Raw genomic sequence first — 17,218 nt, forward strand, 5'->3', positions numbered from 1 at the left:
ACCCGATGCCAGCACAATGCGTCGTGGAGCCCAAGACCCGCGGAGGAAGCCACCATGTCCTATGCCGTCGACTTCGTCACCGTCTCGACCACCGGCCTCGAGTCCTCGCCGGTGGCGGACGCCCTGGCCGGCCTGCGCGCCAACGAGGCCCGCTACTTCAAGAACAAGTACGACCACGTCTTCACCGTCGAACCGGCGGACGAGGCCAAGGAGACCGTCGACTGGGTCAGCCGGATCCTCGAGGAGGAGCGCGGCATCGTCATCGCCTCGCCGCCGCTCGAGGCGACCGCCTTCCAGGTCGAGAACATCCGGATGGCGTACGTCTTCTACCGGAGCGGCCTGTCGATCAACGTGATGTACACGGTCGACGACGGCGGCAAGCGGGCGGTCGGGTTCAAGCTCTCCGACGGCATGGAGGTCCCGGAGGAGCTGGCGTCGTTCAAGTTCGCCCGGCAGAAGTCGAAGCTGGCCGGGACCATCCGCGGCTCGTTCTTCGTGATCAAGGGCGAATACTGAGCCATCGCCGTTCGCGTTCGGCGAGCGTCTGCTCCCACCACGGCGTGCCGCGTTCGCCCAGAGCGACCTTCGCCGCGTGCACCCGGGCCCGGGCGGGCGCCGGATCCGCGCCGGAGCGCAGCGCGGCGCCCACGTCCCGGCGGGCCGCCATCAGGGCCTTGCGCAGGCCGGCGGCCACCTCGGGCGGGATCGCGGGGTCGGTCGCGCGCCAGCGCCGGCCCTTGATGACGACGTAGTGGTCGCTCATCGATCGGACGCCGGCCAGACGTAGGGCAGGTCGTCGGGCACGTCGGGGAACACGACGTCGTAGTGGGCGGGATCCTTACGGCGCAGGGCCGAGCGGTGGCTGCGGTGCACGGCCGGATCGCCGAGCCAGGGCGGGAGCTCGTCGGCCGAGGCGAGCGCGTGCTGCGAGCGTACGTCGGCGACGCCCGTCCCGGCGGTGAGGTCGGCGACCAGGGTGACCGCGCACGTGTCCGCCCGTCCGCTCAACGTCCAGATCGCGCACATGTCCAGCCCGTAGCGGGTCAGCGCCTCCTCGTAGCCGCGCCACATCTTCACCACCGGGTGGTGTTTCCAGCCGTAGGTCTCGCGGGTCAGCGCCCGCAACACCTGGATGGTCTCCACCCGCTGCTTGCCCAGCCGTTTCGCGTCGAGCACGGCCGCGCTGGCGGCGAAGTCCGGGTAGGGCAGGAACGTCTGCACCCGGTGGTCATTCCCGCGGGCCGGGCGAATATGCGCGTCTCACAGCAGCGTGCGGAGCTCCCCGGCGAAACCCGCCGGGTCGGTCAACGGCAGGAAGGAGCCGGTCCGGGTGGGTGCCGATCCGCCGGCCATCGCGGGCTGGGGGAGCCAGCTCCCGTACGCCTGGAGAAGCCGCCGATCGGCGCGAGGCTCGGCATAGGGCCGCAGCTCGTCCGGCACCTCCCGGGGCTCGGCCGGCGTCTCGAGGGTGACCACGCAGTGGGTCCGGTAGGCGTCGGCGAACGCCATCGCCAGCCGGGCCGACTCCGCGTGCCCGACCACGACCGGCGCCCGGTGCAGGTTCAGGCCGTTGACCAGCACCGCCAGGTCCCGGGCGAGCCGTTCGACGCCGTAGTCGTCGCGGGCCGGGCTCTGGCCATGGCCGGGCAGGTCGGGCGCCACCACCGTGCAGCTGGCCGTCGCGATCAGCTCGGCCGCGGCCGGCCACCACATCGTGCGGTCGAGCAGCAGCCCGTGCAGCAGCACGACCGGGCGGCCGAACTCACCCCACCGGTCGAAGACCACCATGCTCCGCGGGCTTCCGGTGACGTGCGTGCTGCGGCGGGGTGGTTGCGGATGCACGGAATCGACCTCCTGGGTCCCGAGGGCCTGTACCCGGTTAACGGCGATGGATGCCCCGGCGACGCGGGTCTATGCCCGCCGAGGTTCGCTCGTGGCCCGCCGATCGCGCGCCGGGTGCGGGCCGGCGGCTGACCGGTGCCTGATGGCCGGGCCCGGCGGGACGGACTAGGGTTGCGGCGTGACGGGCGAGGCGGCGCATACCTGCTGGTCGTACGACGACCAGCGGGCCTTCGAGGCGTACGCGCGCGCCTATCTCGCCGACGGTCTCGCCCGCGGCGAGCAGGTCTGGTACGTGCCCGGCGAGCGGTCGACCGGAGTTGTCGACGGCTGGCTGTCGGACATCGGCGGCCGGCCCGGCTCGGCCCGCGTGGTGCGATCCGGCGACGCCTACGCCGCCGGCCAGGTCATCGATCCCGCCGGCCAGGTCGCGGCCTACACGGCCGCCACCGAGCGGGCGATCGCCGACGGCTTCACCGGCCTGCGGGTCTGTGCCGATTGCACCCCGCTCGTGCGCACCACGGCCCAACTCGACGCGTTCGCTCGGTACGAGTACGCCATAGGGGGGTATATGCGAGTCGCGCCGATGCGGGCCGTCTGCGCGTACGACCGCCGTGAGCTGGGCGAACGAGCCGTGGCCGAGTTGGCCGGGGTGCACCGGCACAGCAACGCGGGCGTCCCGTTCCGCCTGCACGCGTCGGGCCGCCCGGGCGTGGCCATCCTCGACGGCGAGGTCGACGCGGCCGGGGAGGAGCTGTTCGTGACCGCTCTGCGGCGGTCGGGGCTGGGCGGGCCGGGTAACACGGAGAAAGGCAAGGTCGGCGAGGAAGTGGTCATCGACGCCCGTGGTTCGGGGTTCGTGGACCATCGCGCCCTGATGCGGTTGCAGCGGCATGCCTCCGAGTGCGCGGTGACGGTCGTGCTGCGCACCGGGCGGCCCTCGGTGCGGCGGCTGGCCGGCCTGCTCGAGCTGTCCCGCGTCGTGGTGGAGATCGTGGCATGAGGACGGGCGCCGCGGCCGGGCACATCGGCTACTACCACGAGGCCGTCTGCTACGACTCGGCCGAGCACCTGCTCGGGGTCGTCGTCCCGTTCCTGCTGGACGGCATCGAGGCGGGCGAGCCGAGCATCGTGGCGCTGGGCGAGCTCAACGCCGCCCTGGTGCGCTCGGCCCTGCCGGCCGACAGCAAGGTCGTGTTCCTGACCGGCGGGGAGATGTACGCGCGGCCGGCCACGGCCATCCGGTCGTACCGCAAGCTGCTGGCCGACCACGTGAGCGAGGGCGCCGCCCAGATCCGCATCATCGGCGAGGTCACCTCGCGGGCGCTCGGCCCGACGTGGGACTGGTGGGCGCGCTACGAGTCGGCGATCAACCACGCGTACGACGAGTTCCCGCTGTGGAGCATGTGCGCGTACGACGTGCGGGTCACGCCGGGCGCGGTCCTCGACGACGTCCTGCGCACCCACCCGCGCACCGCCCTGCCGGACGGCAGCCACCCGCCGAACCGGCAGTACATCGACCCCGTCGGCTACCTCAGCGTGCCCCGCCCGCCCGTTCCCGACCCGGTCCAGCTCACCGGGCCGCGGGCCGACCTGACCGACCCCACCCCGGCCGAGGCTCGCCTGGCCGTCCATGCCGCGGGGACCGGCCTGCTCTCGGCCGACGACCTGGACGACCTGGTGGTGGCCGCGAGCGAGACGGTGACCAACGCCCGGCGGCACGGCCGCGGGCCGATCCGGATGCGCCTGTGGACCGCCGGCGACCGGGTCGTCATCACCGTCACCGACGCCGGGCGCGGCCCCCGCGACCCGTTCGCGGGCCTGCTGCCGGGGACGAACGACAACGGCGGCGGGCTCGGCCTGTGGATCACCCACCAGTCCTGCAGCCACGTGAGCCTCGACCGCGGGCCGGACGGCTTCACCGTGCGGCTGACCGGTGGCGTTCCGCTCTGACTCATAGTTCTCCCATCGCTCTTGTAGGGATAGGCTGGGCGGCATGGACGCACATGAGTGGGCGCAGTGGCACGCCGAGCACGAGCGCCGGCTGGCCTCGCCGCACGGGTTCCTCGCCATCACCAGCCTGAACTTCCTCGACGGCACGCCACGGCGCTTCCCCGACGCCCCGGGCGAGTGGTCGACCGGCCCGGACGGCGTGGTCGTCGACCTCGCCGAGGGGGAGTCGCTGACCGTCGACGGCGCCACGGTCACCGGCCGGCACGCGTTCGGCGTGCTGCCCGAGCGCGGCGGGGTCGAGGCCGGCGCCGGCGAGGCCGTGATCGAGGTGGCCAGGCGCGGCGGCTTCGACATCGTCCGGCCCCGCCATCCCTCGCACGAGCTGCGCCGCCGGTTCCGCGGCACGCCCGCCTTCGAGCCCGACGAGAAGTGGGTGCTGACCGGGCGGTTCGTTCCGTTCGACGAGCCCCGCGACGTCACCGTGGGCGCGGCGGTCGAGGGCCTCGAGCACGTCTACGAGTCGCCCGGGCGGGTCGAGTTCGAGGCGCTGGGCACCCCGCTCGCGCTGACCGTCTTCAACGGCCGGGCGCCGGGCTCCCTCTTCGCGCTGTTCACCGACGAGACCTCCGGCATCACCACGTACGCGGCGAACCGCAGCCTGGCGATCGACGCGCCCGCGGCCGACGGCAGTGTGGTGCTCGACTTCACCCGGGCGACGAACCTGCCCTGCGCCTACACCGACTTCGCGACGTGCCCGCTGCCGCCGGCCGAGAACCGGTTGCCGGTCGCGGTCGAGGCCGGCGAGAAGATCCCGTACGAGCGGGCCTAGCGAGCCCGGCCGGAACGTCGGCTACAACTGAAGAGGTAGCCGGAGGAGCGGCCCATGGCATCCGCCGCGGCAGGGTCCGCGCCGGCCGGCGACGACCGCCGGCCGGCGGCGACCGCGCGGGCCCGCTCCGGCCGGGCCGACGCCGCCGCCCTGGTCTCCTACCTGGCGCTGGCCGCCGTCGTCACGCGGAACCTGTGGGCCGATCCCGGCGGCCGCGAGCTGTTCAACCGCGACGATCACGGGTTCTTCCTGGTCATGATCGCGCACGGGGAGCGGGTGCTGTTCCACGGCGAGTCGCCGCTGTTCACCACCCGCCTGAACGCACCGGCCGGGGTCAACCTGATGGCCAACACCTCGATGCCGGCCCTGACCATCCCGCTCGCGCCGATCACCCATGCCTTCGGCCCGGCGGTCACCTTCGCGGTCCTGCTCACCGCCGGCCTGGCCGGCACCGCGGCGGCCTGGTGGTGGCTGCTGTCGCGGCAGCTGGTGGGCAGCCGCCCGGCCGCGTGGACCGGCGGGTTGTGGGCCGGATTCGCGCCCGGCGTCCTCGCCCATGCCAACGGCCAGGTCAATCTGGTCAGCGGGTACGTGATCCCGTTCATCGCCGGGCAGGTGATCCGGCTCCGCGAGCCGGGCCGCGTCTGGCGCGGTGGGGTGCTGCTCGGCCTGCTGACCGTCCTGCAGGCGTTCGTGAACGAGGAGACCCTGCTGCTGGCGGCACTGGCGATGGTGCTGATCGTCGCCGGATACGCGCTGATGAACCGGCCGGACGCGCGGGACAGCGCGGGCCGCTTCCTGGCCGGCGCCGCGGTCGCCGCCGGTGTCGCCGGTGTGCTGCTCGCCTACCCGCTGTACTGGCAGTTCTTCGGCCCCGGCCACTACCGGGGACTGCCGTTCGGGCCGGATCTGTACGCCACCACCCTCGGTGCCGTGGTCGCCTATTCGCCCGGGTCCATCGCCGGCGGCACGAGCGCCGTACGGCAGTTCGGCGGCAGCATCACCGAGGCCGGCACCTTCTGGGGACCGGTCGCGTGCCTGATGATCGTCGTGTCGGCGGTGCTGGCGCGCCGGTCGGCGGCCGCCCGGGCTACCGCGCTGGCCGGCCTGATCCTGCTGACCATGTCGTTCGGCTCCCGGCTGCGGCCGAGCCGGGCCGGCGTATCGATCCCGGCGCCGTTCGGCTGGGTCGGCCGCACGCCGGTGCTGAACCTGGTGACCACCCCCCGGTACGCGTTGGCCGCCACGGCCCTGGCCGGCGTGCTGCTCGCCCTCGGCGCCGACCAGGTGCGGCGCCGGCCGGCCCTCGCCCACCGGGCGTTCTGGACCGGGATGGCGCTCGCGCTCGTGCCGCTGTTCCCGCGGGCGTTGCCGGTAACGCCCGCGCCCGCGGTGCCCGCCTTCTTCGCCGACCGCATGTGGCGTCCCTACCTGCGCCCCGGTCAGAGCGTCGTGATCGTGCCGCTGCCGGCCATGACCACCGGCCGGGACGGCATGCGCCTCGCCGCCCTGAGCCACCTGGCGTTCCGGGTGCCCCGCGGCTACTTCCTGGGCCCGGCCGATCCGCCCGTCCACGAGCACGGATCGTGGCGCCCGCCACCCCGGTACGCCTCGACGCTCCTGGCCGGCGTCGGCCGGTTCGGTTTCGCGCCGTACCTGACCGCCGCCGCCCGCCGGGCCGTGCTGAGCGACCTGCGCTACTGGCGGGCAGGCGTGGTCGTCCTGCTGCCAGGCGCTCCGCACCGGGCCGCGCTCTGGACGACCCTCACCAGGGTGCTCGGCCTGCCCCTGCCGGTCGGCGGCGTCGACGTCTGGCGGCTGCCGCCGTCCCGGTGAGGCCGCTCAAGAGGCCTTCTTGGCAGTGCTCCGGCCGGCAGTGCTCTTCTTCGCCGCGGTCTTCTTCGCCCCGGTGGTCTTCTTCGCCCCGGTGGCCTTCTTCGCGGTGGCCTTCTTCGCGGTGGTCGTTTTCTTCGCGGTGGCCTTCTTCGCGGTGGCCTTCTTGGCGGTCGTCTTCTTGACGGCCGCGGTCGCCTTCTTGGCCGGGGCCTTCGCCGCGGAGCCGCCGCGGCGCTTCTGGGCGTTCTCGACGCTCTGCCGCAGCACCGACAGCAGGTCGGTGACGTTCGTCGGCTCCGGCGCCGGCTCGGCCGCCGTGATCTCCTTGCCGGCCTTCTTCTGCTCGATGAGCTCGTTGACCCGGTCGGTGTAGGTGTCGCGGAAGTCCGTGGGCCGCCACGGGCCGGCCATCGAGTCGATCAGCTGCTGGGCCATCGCCAGCTCGCTCTTCTTGGCCGCGCCCGTGCGGGGCAGGCCCTCGATCTCGTCCTTCGGGTCACGCACCTCGTCGGCGAAGAACATCGTCTGCAGCATCAGCAGCGGGCCCTCGGGGCGGATCGCGGTCAGGTACTCCTTGTTGCGCATCACCAGCGTGCCGATCGCGGCCTTGCCGGCGTCGGCCATCGCGTCGCGCAGCAGGCCGTAGACCTTGCGGGTCTCCTCGGCGCCGGGGCCGAGGTAGTACGTCTTCTGATAGTAGATCGGGTCGATCTCGTCGAGGTCGACGAACCGGTCGATCTCCAGGCTGCGTGACCGCCCGGGCGCCACCGAGTCGAGCTCCTCGGCGTCCAGCATCACGTAGTCGCCGCCGCCGACGTCGGCGCCCTTGACGATGTCGTCGAAGTCGACCTCCTTGCCGGTGCGCTCGTTGACGCGCTTGTACCGGATGCGGTCGGCCGTGTCCTTCTCGAACTGGTGGAACGACACCTCGTGCTCGTGCGTCGCCGAGTACATCGCGACCGGCACCGACACCAGCCCGAACGTGATCGACCCGGTCCAGATCGGCCGTGCCATGGGAACCTCCTAGGTGAGCGGTGGCAGCTTCTGCGGGTGGTCGAGAACGTCGTGGAACAGGTCGCCGCGCTCGGCCAGGCGCGGCAGGATCGTGCGGATGGTGAACCCGTCCGGCCGCAGCGTGGGGTCGTCGAGCTCGTCCCACTCGATCGGAGCCGACACCGGCGCGCCGGCCGACGGCCGCGGGCTGTACGGCGCGACGAGCGTCTTGTTGATGGCGTTCTGGGTGTAGTCGAGGCGCGCCCGGCCGCCGCGGTCGCTGCGCTGCCACTTCCAGCTGACCAGGTCGGGCAGCACCGCGCCGACCGTGCGGGAGAGGGCCTCGACCCAGGCCCGGGTCTCGTCGAAGCCGGGCCCGGTCTCGATCGGCACCCAGATCTGGATGCCGCGCCGGCCGGTCACCTTGGCCCGGGCCGCGACGCCGAGGTGCTCGAACGCGGTGCGGTGCAGCCGGGCCAGCGTCAGCACGTCGTCCCACCGGGTCGAGACGCCGGGGTCGAGGTCGATCAGCGCGTAGCTCGGCTCGTGCGGGGCGGCGGTCGGCGACGTCCACGGATGCCATTCCAGCCCGCCGAAGTTGGCCGCCCAGACCAGCGCGGCCGGTTCGTCCACGACCAGGTAGGTGCGGGTCTCGCCGGGGCCGGCCTCGGGGTTGTCCCAGCGGGCCAGCCAGTCCGGCGCGTGCGCGGGCAGCTCCTTGTGCCAGAAGCCCTTGGCCCCGGCGCCGTCCGGGTAGCGGTGCAGGTTCAGCGCCCGCCCGGTCAGATAGGGCACGACCGTGGGCGCGACGCGGGCGGTGTAGGCCAGCAGCTCACGCTTGGTGATCGGCGGCTCGCCGTCGCGGCCGGGGAAGAGCACCTTGTCGAGGTTGGTGACGCGCAGGCGCCGGCCGAAGACGTCCCACGAGCCGCCGCCGGGGCCGAGCGCGTCGAGCGGCGCGAGGAGCTCGTCGGACACCAGGTCGCTCACCGGCCGGCCCGCACGTCGTCGTTGGTGCGGCCGGACAGCACCGAGAGCGGGTGCTCCTCCGGGTCCCAGCCCGGCACCGCGTGCTCGTCGCGCTTGTGCAGCAGCAGCCACTCCTCCTTTCCGGCGGCGTCGACCCGGGTGCGCACCAGCACGAACCGGCCGCGGAGCTTCACCCCGTACAGGTCGAAGTGCAGTTCCCCGAGGAAGAGCGACTTGCCCGGCGGATCGCCGTTCGCCGGCACCCAGGTCCCGTTGTCCCAGACGATCACGTCGCCGGCGCCGTACTGTCCGGCCGGAAGCACGCCCTCGAACGACCCGTAGTCGAGCGCGTGGTCCTCGACGTGGAAGGCCGCCCGGCGCACCGAGGGATCGAGCGTCGGCCCCTTCGGCACCGCCCAGCTCGCCAGCACCCCGTCGACCTCGAGCCGGAAGTCGTAGTGCAGGCGCCGTGCCCGGTGCCGCTGCACCACGAACCGACGGTCGTCCATGCCGTTCGTATACCCGTTCCCGGCGCCGCAAGCACCCGGGCGCGCGGCCGTTTGATCCCGATCACGGTGGGTACGCGAGTTGATTGACGCAGCAAAAAACCGAAGGGACCGAACTCATGACCAAGCTCGCGGTCATCTACTACTCCTCGACCGGAACGGTCCACGCCATGGCCAAGCGCGCCGCGCAGGCCGGCGAGAAGGCCGGCGCCGAGGTGCGGGTGCGCCAGGTCGCCGAGCTTGCGCCCCCGGAGGCGATCGCCTCGAACGCGGCGTGGAGCCAGCACTTCGACGCGACCAAGGACGAGCCGAGGGCGACCCCGGACGACATCGTGTGGGCCGACGCCGTGCTGCTGGGCACGCCGACCCGCTACGGCAACGTGGCCAGCCAGCTCAAGCAGTTCCTCGACACGCTCGGCCCGCAGTGGTCGCAGGGCCTGCTGGCGGACAAGGTCTACGCCGGCTTCACCTCGACCATGACCGCCCACGGTGGCCAGGAGTCGACGCTGCTGGCCCTCTACAACACGATCTACCACTTCGGCGGCCTGGTGGCGGCGCCCGGTTACACCGATCCGCTCAAGTTCGCGGACGGCAACCCGTACGGCGTCTCGCATGTCACCGGCGGAAGCAACGACGCACCGCTCGGTGAAGCCCAGCTCGCCGCCCTGGATCACCTCGCCGAGCGGGCCGTGCGAATCGCCGGCAAGCTGGCCTCCTGAGCGATGATCTCGGCGACCCGGTGAACGGCGGGGGAGACCTCGCCGGCCCGGGTCGCCAGCGCGAGATCGACCGTGGCCGGCTCGGCGAGCTCGACGTAGGCGACGCCGCGCAGCGCCAGGCTGCGGACCGGCTCCGGCACCAGCGCCACCCCTAGCCCGGCCGCCACGAAGACGACCAGGGTGACCGTCTCGCCCACCTCCATGATCTCGGGTGGGCGGAACCCGGCCGCGGCGCAGGCGGCCAGCACGTGCTCGTGCATCGACGAGCGGTGGCCGGAGAAGTGCATGACGAACGGCTCGCCGGACAGCTCGGCGAGATCGATGCGGGTGCGCGCGGCCAGCGGATGCCGGTCCGGCAGCACCGCCACCAGCCGCTCGGTCCGCAGCACGCGCAGGTCGACGCCGGGGCGGGCGGCGCCGTCCGGGCGCAGGACCACCAGGTCGTACGTCTCGTCCAGCAACCCGTCGAGCAGGGCCGGGCTGAGCAGCTCGCTGTGCAGGTCGAGCCGGACCCCGGGCAGCGCGTCGCGAACCTCGCGCGCGGCCCGCGGCAGCAGGTCGTAGCTGGCGGTGCCGATGAAGCCGGCCGACACCCGCCCGGCCCGGCCCTCGGCGACCAGCGCCATGTCGGTCGCGGCCCGGTCGACCGAGCCCAGCACCGCGCGGGCGTGCTCGGCGAAGCGATGGCCGGCCCCGGTGAGCTCGACCCGCCGGGTGGTACGGCTGACCAGCTCCACGCCGAGCTCCCGCTCGAGCTGCTTGACCTGCTGGGAGAGGGCCGGCTGGGCGATGTGCAGGCGCTCGGCGGCGCGGCCGAAGTGCCGTTCCTCGGCCAGCGCCGCGAACGAGCGCAGGTGGCGCAGTTCCATACGCGTACGTTATCAATCGGGTTGGATTCAGTATTGGAGTCAATCGGTCGGCTCGTCGTAGGTTAAGAGGCGTGACTTCCGCCTATCTCTACGCCGCCGCGCGCACGCCGTTCGGCCGCTTCGGCGGCGCCCTGGCCGACGTGCGCCCCGACGATCTCGCCGCGATCGCGCTGAAGGGCGTGCTGGCGAAGGTGCCCGCGCTCGACCCGGCCGCGATCGAGGACGTCGTGTGGGGCTGCGCCAACCAGGCCGGCGAGGACAACCGCAACGTCGGCCGGATGGCGGTGCTGCTGGCCGGGCTGCCGGTGTCGGTGCCGGCCACCACGGTCAACCGGCTCTGCGGCTCGTCGCTGGACGCGGCGATCATCGGCTCGCGCGCGATCGAGTCCGGCGACGCCGACGTGGTGGTGGCGGGTGGGGTCGAGTCGATGACCCGGGCGCCGTGGGTGCTGCCGAAGCCGTCGCGGGCGTTCCCGGCCGGCAACGTGACCGCGGTGTCGACCACGCTGGGCTGGCGGCTGGTCAACGAGAACATGCCCCCGGAGTGGACGGTCTCGCTGGGCGAGGCCAACGAGCTGCTGGGGGAGAAGTTCGGCATTTCCCGCGTACGCCAGGACGAGTTCGCCGCCACCTCGCACAACCGGGCCGACGCCGCCTGGTCGTCCGGCTTCTACGACCCGCTCGTGGTGCCGGTCCCCGGCGTGGCGCTCGCCCGCGACGAGGGCATCCGCCCCGGTTCGTCGGCCGCCGCGCTCGAGCGGCTGAAACCGTCGTTCCGCCCCGACGGCACGATCACCGCCGGCAACGCGTCCCCGCTCAACGACGGCGCGTCGGCGCTCGTCCTCGGCTCGGCCGCGGCCGCCGACCGGATCGGCGGCGCGCCGATCGCCCGGATCGCCGGCCGCGGGGTGTCCGCGGTCGAGCCGCCGATGTTCGGCTACGCGCCGGTCGAGGCCGCCGACCGGGCCCTGGCGCGGGCCGGCATCACCTGGGCCGACGTGTCCGCGGTCGAGCTCAACGAGGCGTTCGCCGTGCAGTCGCTGGCCTGCGTCGACGCCTGGGACATCGATCCGGCGATCGTCAACGCCAAGGGCGGCGCGATCGCGATCGGCCACCCGCTCGGCGCCTCCGGCGGGCGGATCCTCGGCACGCTCGCCGCCCGGCTGCGCGAGTCCGGCGACCGCTGGGGCGTGGCCGCCATCTGCATCGGCGTCGGCCAGGCGCTGGCGGTCGTGCTGGAGAACGTCTCGTGAGTGCTGCCATCGTCGCCTCGGCGGCCGAGGCCGTCGCCGGGATCGAGGACGGCTCGACGGTGCTGATCGGCGGGTTCGGCCTGGCCGGCATGCCGGTGCACCTGATCGACGCACTGATCGAGCAGGGTGCGACCGGGCTCACGGTGGTCTCCAACAACGCCGGCAACGGCGACACCGGGCTCGCCGCGCTGCTGGCCGAGGGCCGGGTGCGCAAGGTGATCTGCTCGTTCCCGCGGCAGACCGACTCCTGGGTGTTCGACGGCCTCTACCGGGCCGGGAAGATCGAGCTGGAGGTCGTGCCGCAGGGCAACCTGGCCGAGCGGATGCGCGCGGCCGGCGCCGGCATCGGGGCGTTCTTCTCGCCGACCGCGGTCGGCACGCCGCTGGCCGAGGGCAAGGAGACCCGCGAGATCGACGGCCGCACGTACGTCCTGGAGTACCCGATCAAGGGCGACGTGGCGCTGATCGGCGCGTACCGCTCGGACCGGATGGGCAACCTGGTCTACCGCAAGACCGCCCGCAATTTCGGCCCGGTGATGGCGACCGCGGCCAAGCTGGTCGTGGCGCAGGTCAGCGAGATCGTGGAGACGGGCGCGCTCGACCCCGAAGCCGTCGTGACGCCGAGCATCTACGTGGATCGGGTGGTGGCCGTATGAGCCTCGACAAGCACGAGATGGCGGCGCTGGTGGCCCGCGACATCCCGGCCGGCTCCTACGTGAACCTCGGGATCGGCCAGCCCACGCTGGTCGCCGACCACCTGCCGGCCGGTTCGGGCGTGGTCCTGCACACCGAGAACGGCATGCTCAACATGGGCCCGGCCGCGACCGGTTCGCTCGTCGACCCGGACCTGATCAACGCGGGCAAGGTGCCGGTCACCGAGCTGCCCGGCTCGGCCTACTTCCACCACGCCGACTCGTTCGCCATGATGCGCGGCGGCCACCTCGACGTCTGCGTGCTCGGCGCGTTCCAGGTGTCGGCGGCCGGCGACCTGGCCAACTGGCACACCGGCGAGCCGGACGCGATCCCCGCGGTGGGCGGCGCGATGGATCTGGCGATCGGGGCCAAGAGCGTGTACGTGATGATGACACTCTTCGCCAAGGACGGGTCCCCGAAGCTGGTGCCGAAGTGCACGTACCCGCTGACGGGGTTGGGTTGTGTCGATCGGGTCTACACCGACCTGGCGACGTTCGTGGTGGGGGAGGGCGGCGTGCGGGTGCGGGAGACGTTCGGCATCACCGTCGACGAGCTGCGCGACCGCCTCGACGTGCCGCTGCTCGATTAGGGCTTGTCGCGCCGGTCATGCCGCGCGTTCGAGCAGGTAGCGCGTGCAGATTGGTTCGTTGCGCTCGCCCGCGACGCGCTTGTCCTCACTCACCGAGACGACGCGCCAGCCCTGCCGGGCGAGTTGGTTGAGCTCGTCCAGCACCTGGTCGCCCGGCCATTCGCCGGCCGGGCCGGCCCGGAACAGCCGGCCGTCCGCCCTGTCCGCCTCGTTCGCCTCGTTCGCCTCGTTTGCCCGAGCGGCGCCGCTGAACCGGAGCTCCCATCCTTCGGCCGGCTCGACGACCGGGCGCATCGTCGCCTGCGTCTCGGCCCACGCGTCCAACAGCGCAAACACATCGTCTTCCGGGTTTGCCGCCGTGCCTCGGCCGTCGGTCCACGGCCGGAAGAACTCCAGCTCGGCCCGCACCCGCTCGGCGCGGTCGCGGTAGGGATTCAGCCGGTGCACGATGTCGTGGGCCCGCTCGACCAGCGCGGCCACCCCCGGCGGGAGGGCGCGCGTCGTGCGAATCGTGGTGAGCTCCGGCGGGAGGCGCACGACGGTCTGGTCCTCGCGCGTGGATATCACCGTCCACTCGTACGGCCCGGCCGGGCCCAGCCGGCACCGGATGGGCGGCTCGCCGGGCAACGAGATCCGCACCTCGAACTGACCGGGCAGCTCCTCCACCCGGGTCTGCTCCTGCCAAGCCGCGGCCGCCGCCTCGAGGCGCGCGACCTCGGCCGACAGATCGGCGACCTTGCCGGTGACCAGTTCCCGGTCACGCAGCAGCGGCATGATCTCGTCGTCGAACCGCTGCGCGAGCCACTCGCTCAGGCGCTCGGTGGCGACCCGTTCACCCTGGCCGGATGCGACGATCGACGGCGCCACCCACGGTTCCCGATCGGGGAAGGTGATCAGCTCGACGGCTGTCCTCCGCAGCGTGAGGAACCCATAGGATGTCTCCGGCATCGTGCCAGTTTGACAGCGATCAGCGCGGAGCACGACGTTCTCGCACCGCCGAGCGAGGAGGGATGACGAATGGCTTGTCCGCTGTGCGAGCCGGATTCGGCCAAGTCGCTTCCCGGCCCCGCGCCCGCCCTGCTGTGCGACCGCCACCGGCGTCAGGTCGCGGCGTCGGCCGCCGCGGCCCGGCTCATGTCCGAGCCGGAGCCGCCGGGTGCGCCCGGCACCGGCGCCTCCGATCCGCTCGCCGAGGCGATGCGGGCCGCGGCCCGCGACCGGGCGGCCGAGTCGCAGGCGGAGGCCCGGCGGGCGCGGGAGCTGCAGGAGCGGATCCGGGAGGCGGTCGACGCCGTCCGCCCGAGCGCCGCGCGCCTGGCCCGGGCACTCACCGCCCGGGACGTGGCGCCCGACGTCCGGGTCGAGGTCCACGCGCGGGAGCAGATCCAGCGCCGTTTCGGCAAGCCGAAGTGGAACGACTCGGTGAGCGTCGCGGCGCAGGGATGGATGATCGCCGAGCGATTCAGTGAGTGGACAGACCCGGACACGTGGCCGCAGCGAACAACGCGCCGGCTGGAGGGTTACGTGCTGGACCGGAGCGGGGAGCTCGCCCGGGTCCATACCGACCACGTCGACGGCGATGCCGGCGGTCCCTACGTGGTGACGGTCGGCTTCGCCGGCGACTGGGGCGGCGACCGCAGCCTCCAAGGTCCGCTGGCCGACCACGTGCTCGCCATGCACCAGAAGGAGATTCTTCGCGGTCTGGCCGAGCTGGCGATCGAGCACGGCCTGACGCCGGACGAGCTGACCTGACGAAGGCGCCTACGTGTCCAGCAGCAACAGCGCCCGCACCACGCGTGCGCGCTCGGCCGCCTGCTCCTCGGCCCGCCGGCGGGTCTCCTCCTCTTGGGCGGCGGCCTGGGCGGCGGCCGCGGCCCGGGCGCGGTCGGCCTCGACCATGCGGATGAAGTCGATGCTTCCCGGCTGCATGGACCGACGTTAGCGGCGGGCCGGATCTCGTGCCAGCCCTTCCGCCGGCCCTCGTGCCGGCCCTCGTGCCGGCGCCTCCGCCGGCGCCTCCGCGGGCCCCTCCGCCGGCGCCTCCGCCGGCCCTTCTGCCGGGCTCGGGTGCGGCCGTTCCTCGACCACCGGTCGGCCGCGGCGGTGAATCCGGTGCTGGTGGCCCGCGGACGGCGCCGGTGTGCTTTGCGGCGCGGTCACGATGAGCCCGACCCCGACCGCGATGAGGACGGTCGCGATCAGCACCCGCTCGTCGAGCGGCTCGTCCAGCAGCCACCAGCCCAGCAATACCGCGACCACCGGGTTCACGAACGCGTAGGTGCCGGCGATCCGGGCCGGGACGTGGTCGAGCAACCACGTGTACGCGCTGTAGGCGACGATGCTGCCGAACACGACCAGGTAGCCGAGCGCCAGCGCCGACCGGGGCACGACCTCGACGCGGCCGGGCTCGCCGGAGATGATCGCGAGGACGGTGAGGATCGCCCCGGCGCAGAGCATCTCGGCCGCGCTGGCCATCAGCGCCTGCTTCGGCCGCGGCGCGTGGGTCGCGTAGACCGTGCCGAGGCCCCAGCACATCGCGCCGGCCAGAGCCACCGCGATCGCCACCACGTCGGCGGTTCCGGTCGGCCGGGTCAGCACCGCTACCCCGCAGATGCCGGCGGCGATGCCGGCGCCCACCGGCCAGCCGATCCGCTCGCCGTCGCTGAACCGGCGGCCCACCACGATCCAGAGCGGGATCGTCGCCAGGAACAGCGCGGTCACGCCCGACGGCAGCGTCTGCTCGGCCCAGGCCGCGCCGCCCGTTCCCGCGGCCGGCAGCAGCAGGCCCTGGATCGCGGCCGACCGCCACTGCCGCCGATCCGGCGCCGGCCATCGCCGGACCAGGCAATAGGCGTAGAGGATCACCCCGGCGATGAGGAAGCGCACGGCGTTCAGCGTCAGCGGCGGGATCCCGTCCAGGCCCACCTTCTGCGCCAGATAGGTGGAGCCCCAGACGACGTACACGATGAGCAGTGGTCCGGCAGAGGTCATATCTTCTGCTTGCCCGGCCGGCGCTGGCACATCTGCCATACATGCCGCACTTTGTGCCATGCTGGGGAGATGCTCACCGATGTCGCCGTGGTCGTCGCCGAGCCGGTGCCCGCGTTCGAGCTGGGCGTCGCCGCCGAGATCTTCGGGCTGCCCGGCATCGATCCCGACCTGCCCCGATACCGCTTCTCCGTGTGCGCCGAGCGCCGCGAGCCGCTGCGCACCTCGACCGGTTTCACCGTCACCCCGACCGACGACCTGAGCCCACTGGACTCCGCGGATCTGATCATCGTGACCGGCGCGTCCCCGGCCGGAGTGTCGCCGTCCGGCGCTTCGCCGGCCGGAGTGTCGCCGTCCGGCGCTTCGCCGGTCGGATCGTCGCCGTCGGGCCCTTCTTCGGCCGGAGCGTCGTCGCCCGCGCCCGCTTCCGAGGGAGCGCTGGCCGGAGCGCTGCGGCGGGCGGCCGAGCGAGGCGCCACGGTGGCGGCGTTGTGCACCGGCGCTTTCCCGGTGGCGGCAAGTGGCCTGCTCGACGGACGAACGGCAACGACCCATTGGGCGTACGCGGAAGAGCTCTCCCGCCGTTTTCCCCGGGTGACCGTGGACCGCGACCGCATCTACGTGGTCGACGGCCCGGTCGCGACCAGCGCCGGCTCGTCGGCCGCCATCGACCTGTGCCTGCACCTGCTGCGCCGCGAGTTCGGCGCCGACGTCGCCAACCGGGTGGCCCGCGAGATGGTCGTCCCCGCCCACCGCAGCGGCGGCCAGGCCCAGTTCTCCCGCGTCCCGGTGACCACCCGGCCCGATCCGGCCCCCGGCGCCGTCCCCGACCTGGCCGAGCTCCTCGACTGGGCCGCCGACCACCTGCACCAGGACCTCTCGGTCGAAGCCCTGGCCACGCGCGCCGCGATGTCCACGCGCACATTCATCCGCCGCTTCGCCGCCGCGACCGGCTCGGCCCCGGCCGCGTGGGTCCGCGAGCAGCGTGTGCGCCGGGCCGAGCAGTTGCTCGAACGCACCCGAACCCCGATCGCCGCCGTCGCCCGCCGCTGCGGTTTCGGCAGCCCCGACACTCTGCGCCGGCATTTCCGCCGGGTGCGGGGCGTCACGCCGGAGGCGTATCGGGCCGCCTTCCAGGACCGCCCGTGAGCCGCTGTGGACGACGGACGGAATGTGTCGTAG

At 73.1% G+C, this 17,218-nt stretch carries 21 protein-coding genes; 11 read left to right on the plus strand and 10 right to left on the minus strand.

The window, feature by feature from the left end; all coding sequences use genetic code 11:
- The first annotated feature begins 54 nt into the window (after positions 1-54).
- Entirely contained in the window at positions 55-516 is a 462-nt protein-coding gene (locus ACQP2F_RS18365) for a phage tail protein (protein ID WP_433305544.1), read from the plus strand.
- Here ACQP2F_RS18365 and ACQP2F_RS18370 read toward each other — a convergent pair.
- The 3 genes from ACQP2F_RS18370 to ACQP2F_RS18380 are packed head-to-tail and all read right to left on the minus strand — an operon-like array spanning position 500 to position 1,842.
- Positions 500-763: a hypothetical protein gene (locus ACQP2F_RS18370; RefSeq protein ID WP_433305546.1), complete on the minus strand. Its 264-nt coding sequence runs from the start codon at positions 761-763 to the stop codon at positions 500-502. The genes ACQP2F_RS18365 and ACQP2F_RS18370 overlap by 17 nt on opposite strands.
- Complete coding sequence (locus ACQP2F_RS18375; protein ID WP_433305548.1) at positions 760-1,221, minus strand: MSMEG_6728 family protein; 462 nt, start codon at positions 1,219-1,221, stop codon at positions 760-762. The genes ACQP2F_RS18370 and ACQP2F_RS18375 overlap by 4 nt, the downstream gene beginning before the upstream one ends.
- Before the next feature lie 39 nt (positions 1,222-1,260).
- Positions 1,261-1,842 (minus strand): alpha/beta fold hydrolase, encoded by a 582-nt coding sequence (locus ACQP2F_RS18380; protein WP_433305550.1) that lies wholly within the window; start codon positions 1,840-1,842, stop codon positions 1,261-1,263.
- 178 nt (positions 1,843-2,020) lie between these two features.
- Here ACQP2F_RS18380 and ACQP2F_RS18385 point away from each other — a divergent pair, with 178 nt between their 5' ends.
- Genes ACQP2F_RS18385 through ACQP2F_RS18400 form a run of 4 tightly spaced genes read left to right on the plus strand, consistent with a single transcriptional unit; the run spans position 2,021 to position 6,457 of the window.
- Positions 2,021-2,842: an MEDS domain-containing protein gene (locus tag ACQP2F_RS18385; protein ID WP_433305552.1), complete on the plus strand. Its 822-nt coding sequence runs from the start codon at positions 2,021-2,023 to the stop codon at positions 2,840-2,842.
- Positions 2,839-3,792 (plus strand): anti-sigma factor RsbA family regulatory protein, encoded by a 954-nt coding sequence (locus ACQP2F_RS18390; RefSeq protein WP_433305554.1) that lies wholly within the window; start codon positions 2,839-2,841, stop codon positions 3,790-3,792. The genes ACQP2F_RS18385 and ACQP2F_RS18390 overlap by 4 nt, the downstream gene beginning before the upstream one ends.
- 43 nt (positions 3,793-3,835) lie before the next feature.
- Positions 3,836-4,621 (plus strand): DUF1684 domain-containing protein, encoded by a 786-nt coding sequence (locus ACQP2F_RS18395; protein ID WP_433305556.1) that lies wholly within the window; start codon positions 3,836-3,838, stop codon positions 4,619-4,621.
- A gap of 54 nt (positions 4,622-4,675) precedes the next feature.
- Complete coding sequence (locus tag ACQP2F_RS18400) at positions 4,676-6,457, plus strand: hypothetical protein (protein ID WP_433305558.1); 1,782 nt, start codon at positions 4,676-4,678, stop codon at positions 6,455-6,457.
- Between the two features lie 6 nt (positions 6,458-6,463).
- Here the strand turns inward: ACQP2F_RS18400 and ACQP2F_RS18405 are convergent, their stop codons facing one another.
- From ACQP2F_RS18405 to ACQP2F_RS18415, 3 genes are read right to left on the minus strand one after another with little or no spacing between them, the layout of a single operon-like run.
- Positions 6,464-7,471, minus strand: a complete 1,008-nt coding sequence (locus tag ACQP2F_RS18405) for a Ku protein (RefSeq protein ID WP_433305560.1) — start codon at positions 7,469-7,471, stop codon at positions 6,464-6,466.
- Between the two features lie 9 nt (positions 7,472-7,480).
- Complete coding sequence (locus ACQP2F_RS18410) at positions 7,481-8,440, minus strand: DNA polymerase domain-containing protein (protein ID WP_433305562.1); 960 nt, start codon at positions 8,438-8,440, stop codon at positions 7,481-7,483.
- The gene (locus ACQP2F_RS18415; RefSeq protein WP_433305564.1) at positions 8,437-8,928 is read right to left on the minus strand and encodes a DNA polymerase ligase N-terminal domain-containing protein; all 492 of its coding nucleotides are present in this window, start codon (positions 8,926-8,928) and stop codon (positions 8,437-8,439) included. The genes ACQP2F_RS18410 and ACQP2F_RS18415 overlap by 4 nt, the downstream gene beginning before the upstream one ends.
- 116 nt (positions 8,929-9,044) lie before the next feature.
- On the opposite strand from ACQP2F_RS18415, the gene wrbA reads away from it, so the two are divergent.
- Positions 9,045-9,644: an NAD(P)H:quinone oxidoreductase gene (gene wrbA / locus ACQP2F_RS18420; protein WP_433305566.1), complete on the plus strand. Its 600-nt coding sequence runs from the start codon at positions 9,045-9,047 to the stop codon at positions 9,642-9,644.
- Here wrbA and ACQP2F_RS18425 read toward each other — a convergent pair.
- The gene (locus ACQP2F_RS18425; RefSeq protein WP_433305568.1) at positions 9,596-10,513 is read right to left on the minus strand and encodes a LysR substrate-binding domain-containing protein; all 918 of its coding nucleotides are present in this window, start codon (positions 10,511-10,513) and stop codon (positions 9,596-9,598) included. The two genes, wrbA and ACQP2F_RS18425, sit on opposite strands and share 49 nt — an antisense overlap.
- A gap of 71 nt (positions 10,514-10,584) precedes the next feature.
- On the opposite strand from ACQP2F_RS18425, the gene ACQP2F_RS18430 reads away from it, so the two are divergent.
- Genes ACQP2F_RS18430 through ACQP2F_RS18440 form a run of 3 tightly spaced genes read left to right on the plus strand, consistent with a single transcriptional unit; the run spans position 10,585 to position 13,048 of the window.
- The gene (locus ACQP2F_RS18430; RefSeq protein ID WP_433305570.1) at positions 10,585-11,766 is read left to right on the plus strand and encodes a thiolase family protein; all 1,182 of its coding nucleotides are present in this window, start codon (positions 10,585-10,587) and stop codon (positions 11,764-11,766) included.
- On the plus strand, positions 11,763-12,422 hold the full coding sequence (locus ACQP2F_RS18435; protein ID WP_433305572.1) for a 3-oxoacid CoA-transferase subunit A: 660 nt from the start codon (positions 11,763-11,765) through the stop codon (positions 12,420-12,422). Before ACQP2F_RS18430 ends, ACQP2F_RS18435 begins: the two co-directional genes overlap by 4 nt.
- The gene (locus ACQP2F_RS18440) at positions 12,419-13,048 is read left to right on the plus strand and encodes a 3-oxoacid CoA-transferase subunit B (RefSeq protein WP_433305574.1); all 630 of its coding nucleotides are present in this window, start codon (positions 12,419-12,421) and stop codon (positions 13,046-13,048) included. The genes ACQP2F_RS18435 and ACQP2F_RS18440 overlap by 4 nt, the downstream gene beginning before the upstream one ends.
- A gap of 15 nt (positions 13,049-13,063) precedes the next feature.
- Here ACQP2F_RS18440 and ACQP2F_RS18445 read toward each other — a convergent pair whose 3' ends face one another.
- The gene (locus tag ACQP2F_RS18445) at positions 13,064-13,996 is read right to left on the minus strand and encodes a hypothetical protein (protein ID WP_433305576.1); all 933 of its coding nucleotides are present in this window, start codon (positions 13,994-13,996) and stop codon (positions 13,064-13,066) included.
- A 69-nt stretch (positions 13,997-14,065) separates the two neighbouring features.
- Between ACQP2F_RS18445 and ACQP2F_RS18450 the strand changes: the two genes are divergently transcribed.
- The gene (locus tag ACQP2F_RS18450; RefSeq protein WP_433305578.1) at positions 14,066-14,800 is read left to right on the plus strand and encodes a hypothetical protein; all 735 of its coding nucleotides are present in this window, start codon (positions 14,066-14,068) and stop codon (positions 14,798-14,800) included.
- 9 nt (positions 14,801-14,809) lie between these two features.
- Here ACQP2F_RS18450 and ACQP2F_RS18455 read toward each other — a convergent pair whose 3' ends face one another.
- Positions 14,810-14,977, minus strand: a complete 168-nt coding sequence (locus ACQP2F_RS18455) for a hypothetical protein (protein WP_433305580.1) — start codon at positions 14,975-14,977, stop codon at positions 14,810-14,812.
- Between the two features lie 9 nt (positions 14,978-14,986).
- Complete coding sequence (locus tag ACQP2F_RS18460; RefSeq protein ID WP_433305582.1) at positions 14,987-16,039, minus strand: EamA family transporter; 1,053 nt, start codon at positions 16,037-16,039, stop codon at positions 14,987-14,989.
- 69 nt (positions 16,040-16,108) lie between these two features.
- Here ACQP2F_RS18460 and ACQP2F_RS18465 point away from each other — a divergent pair, with 69 nt between their 5' ends.
- The gene (locus ACQP2F_RS18465; RefSeq protein ID WP_433305584.1) at positions 16,109-17,185 is read left to right on the plus strand and encodes a GlxA family transcriptional regulator; all 1,077 of its coding nucleotides are present in this window, start codon (positions 16,109-16,111) and stop codon (positions 17,183-17,185) included.
- The last annotated feature ends 33 nt before the right edge of the window (positions 17,186-17,218 follow it).

The sequence above is a fragment of the Actinoplanes sp. CA-030573 genome (assembly GCF_050951115.1).
In the GTDB taxonomy this organism is placed as follows: Bacteria; Actinomycetota; Actinomycetes; order Mycobacteriales; family Micromonosporaceae; genus Actinoplanes.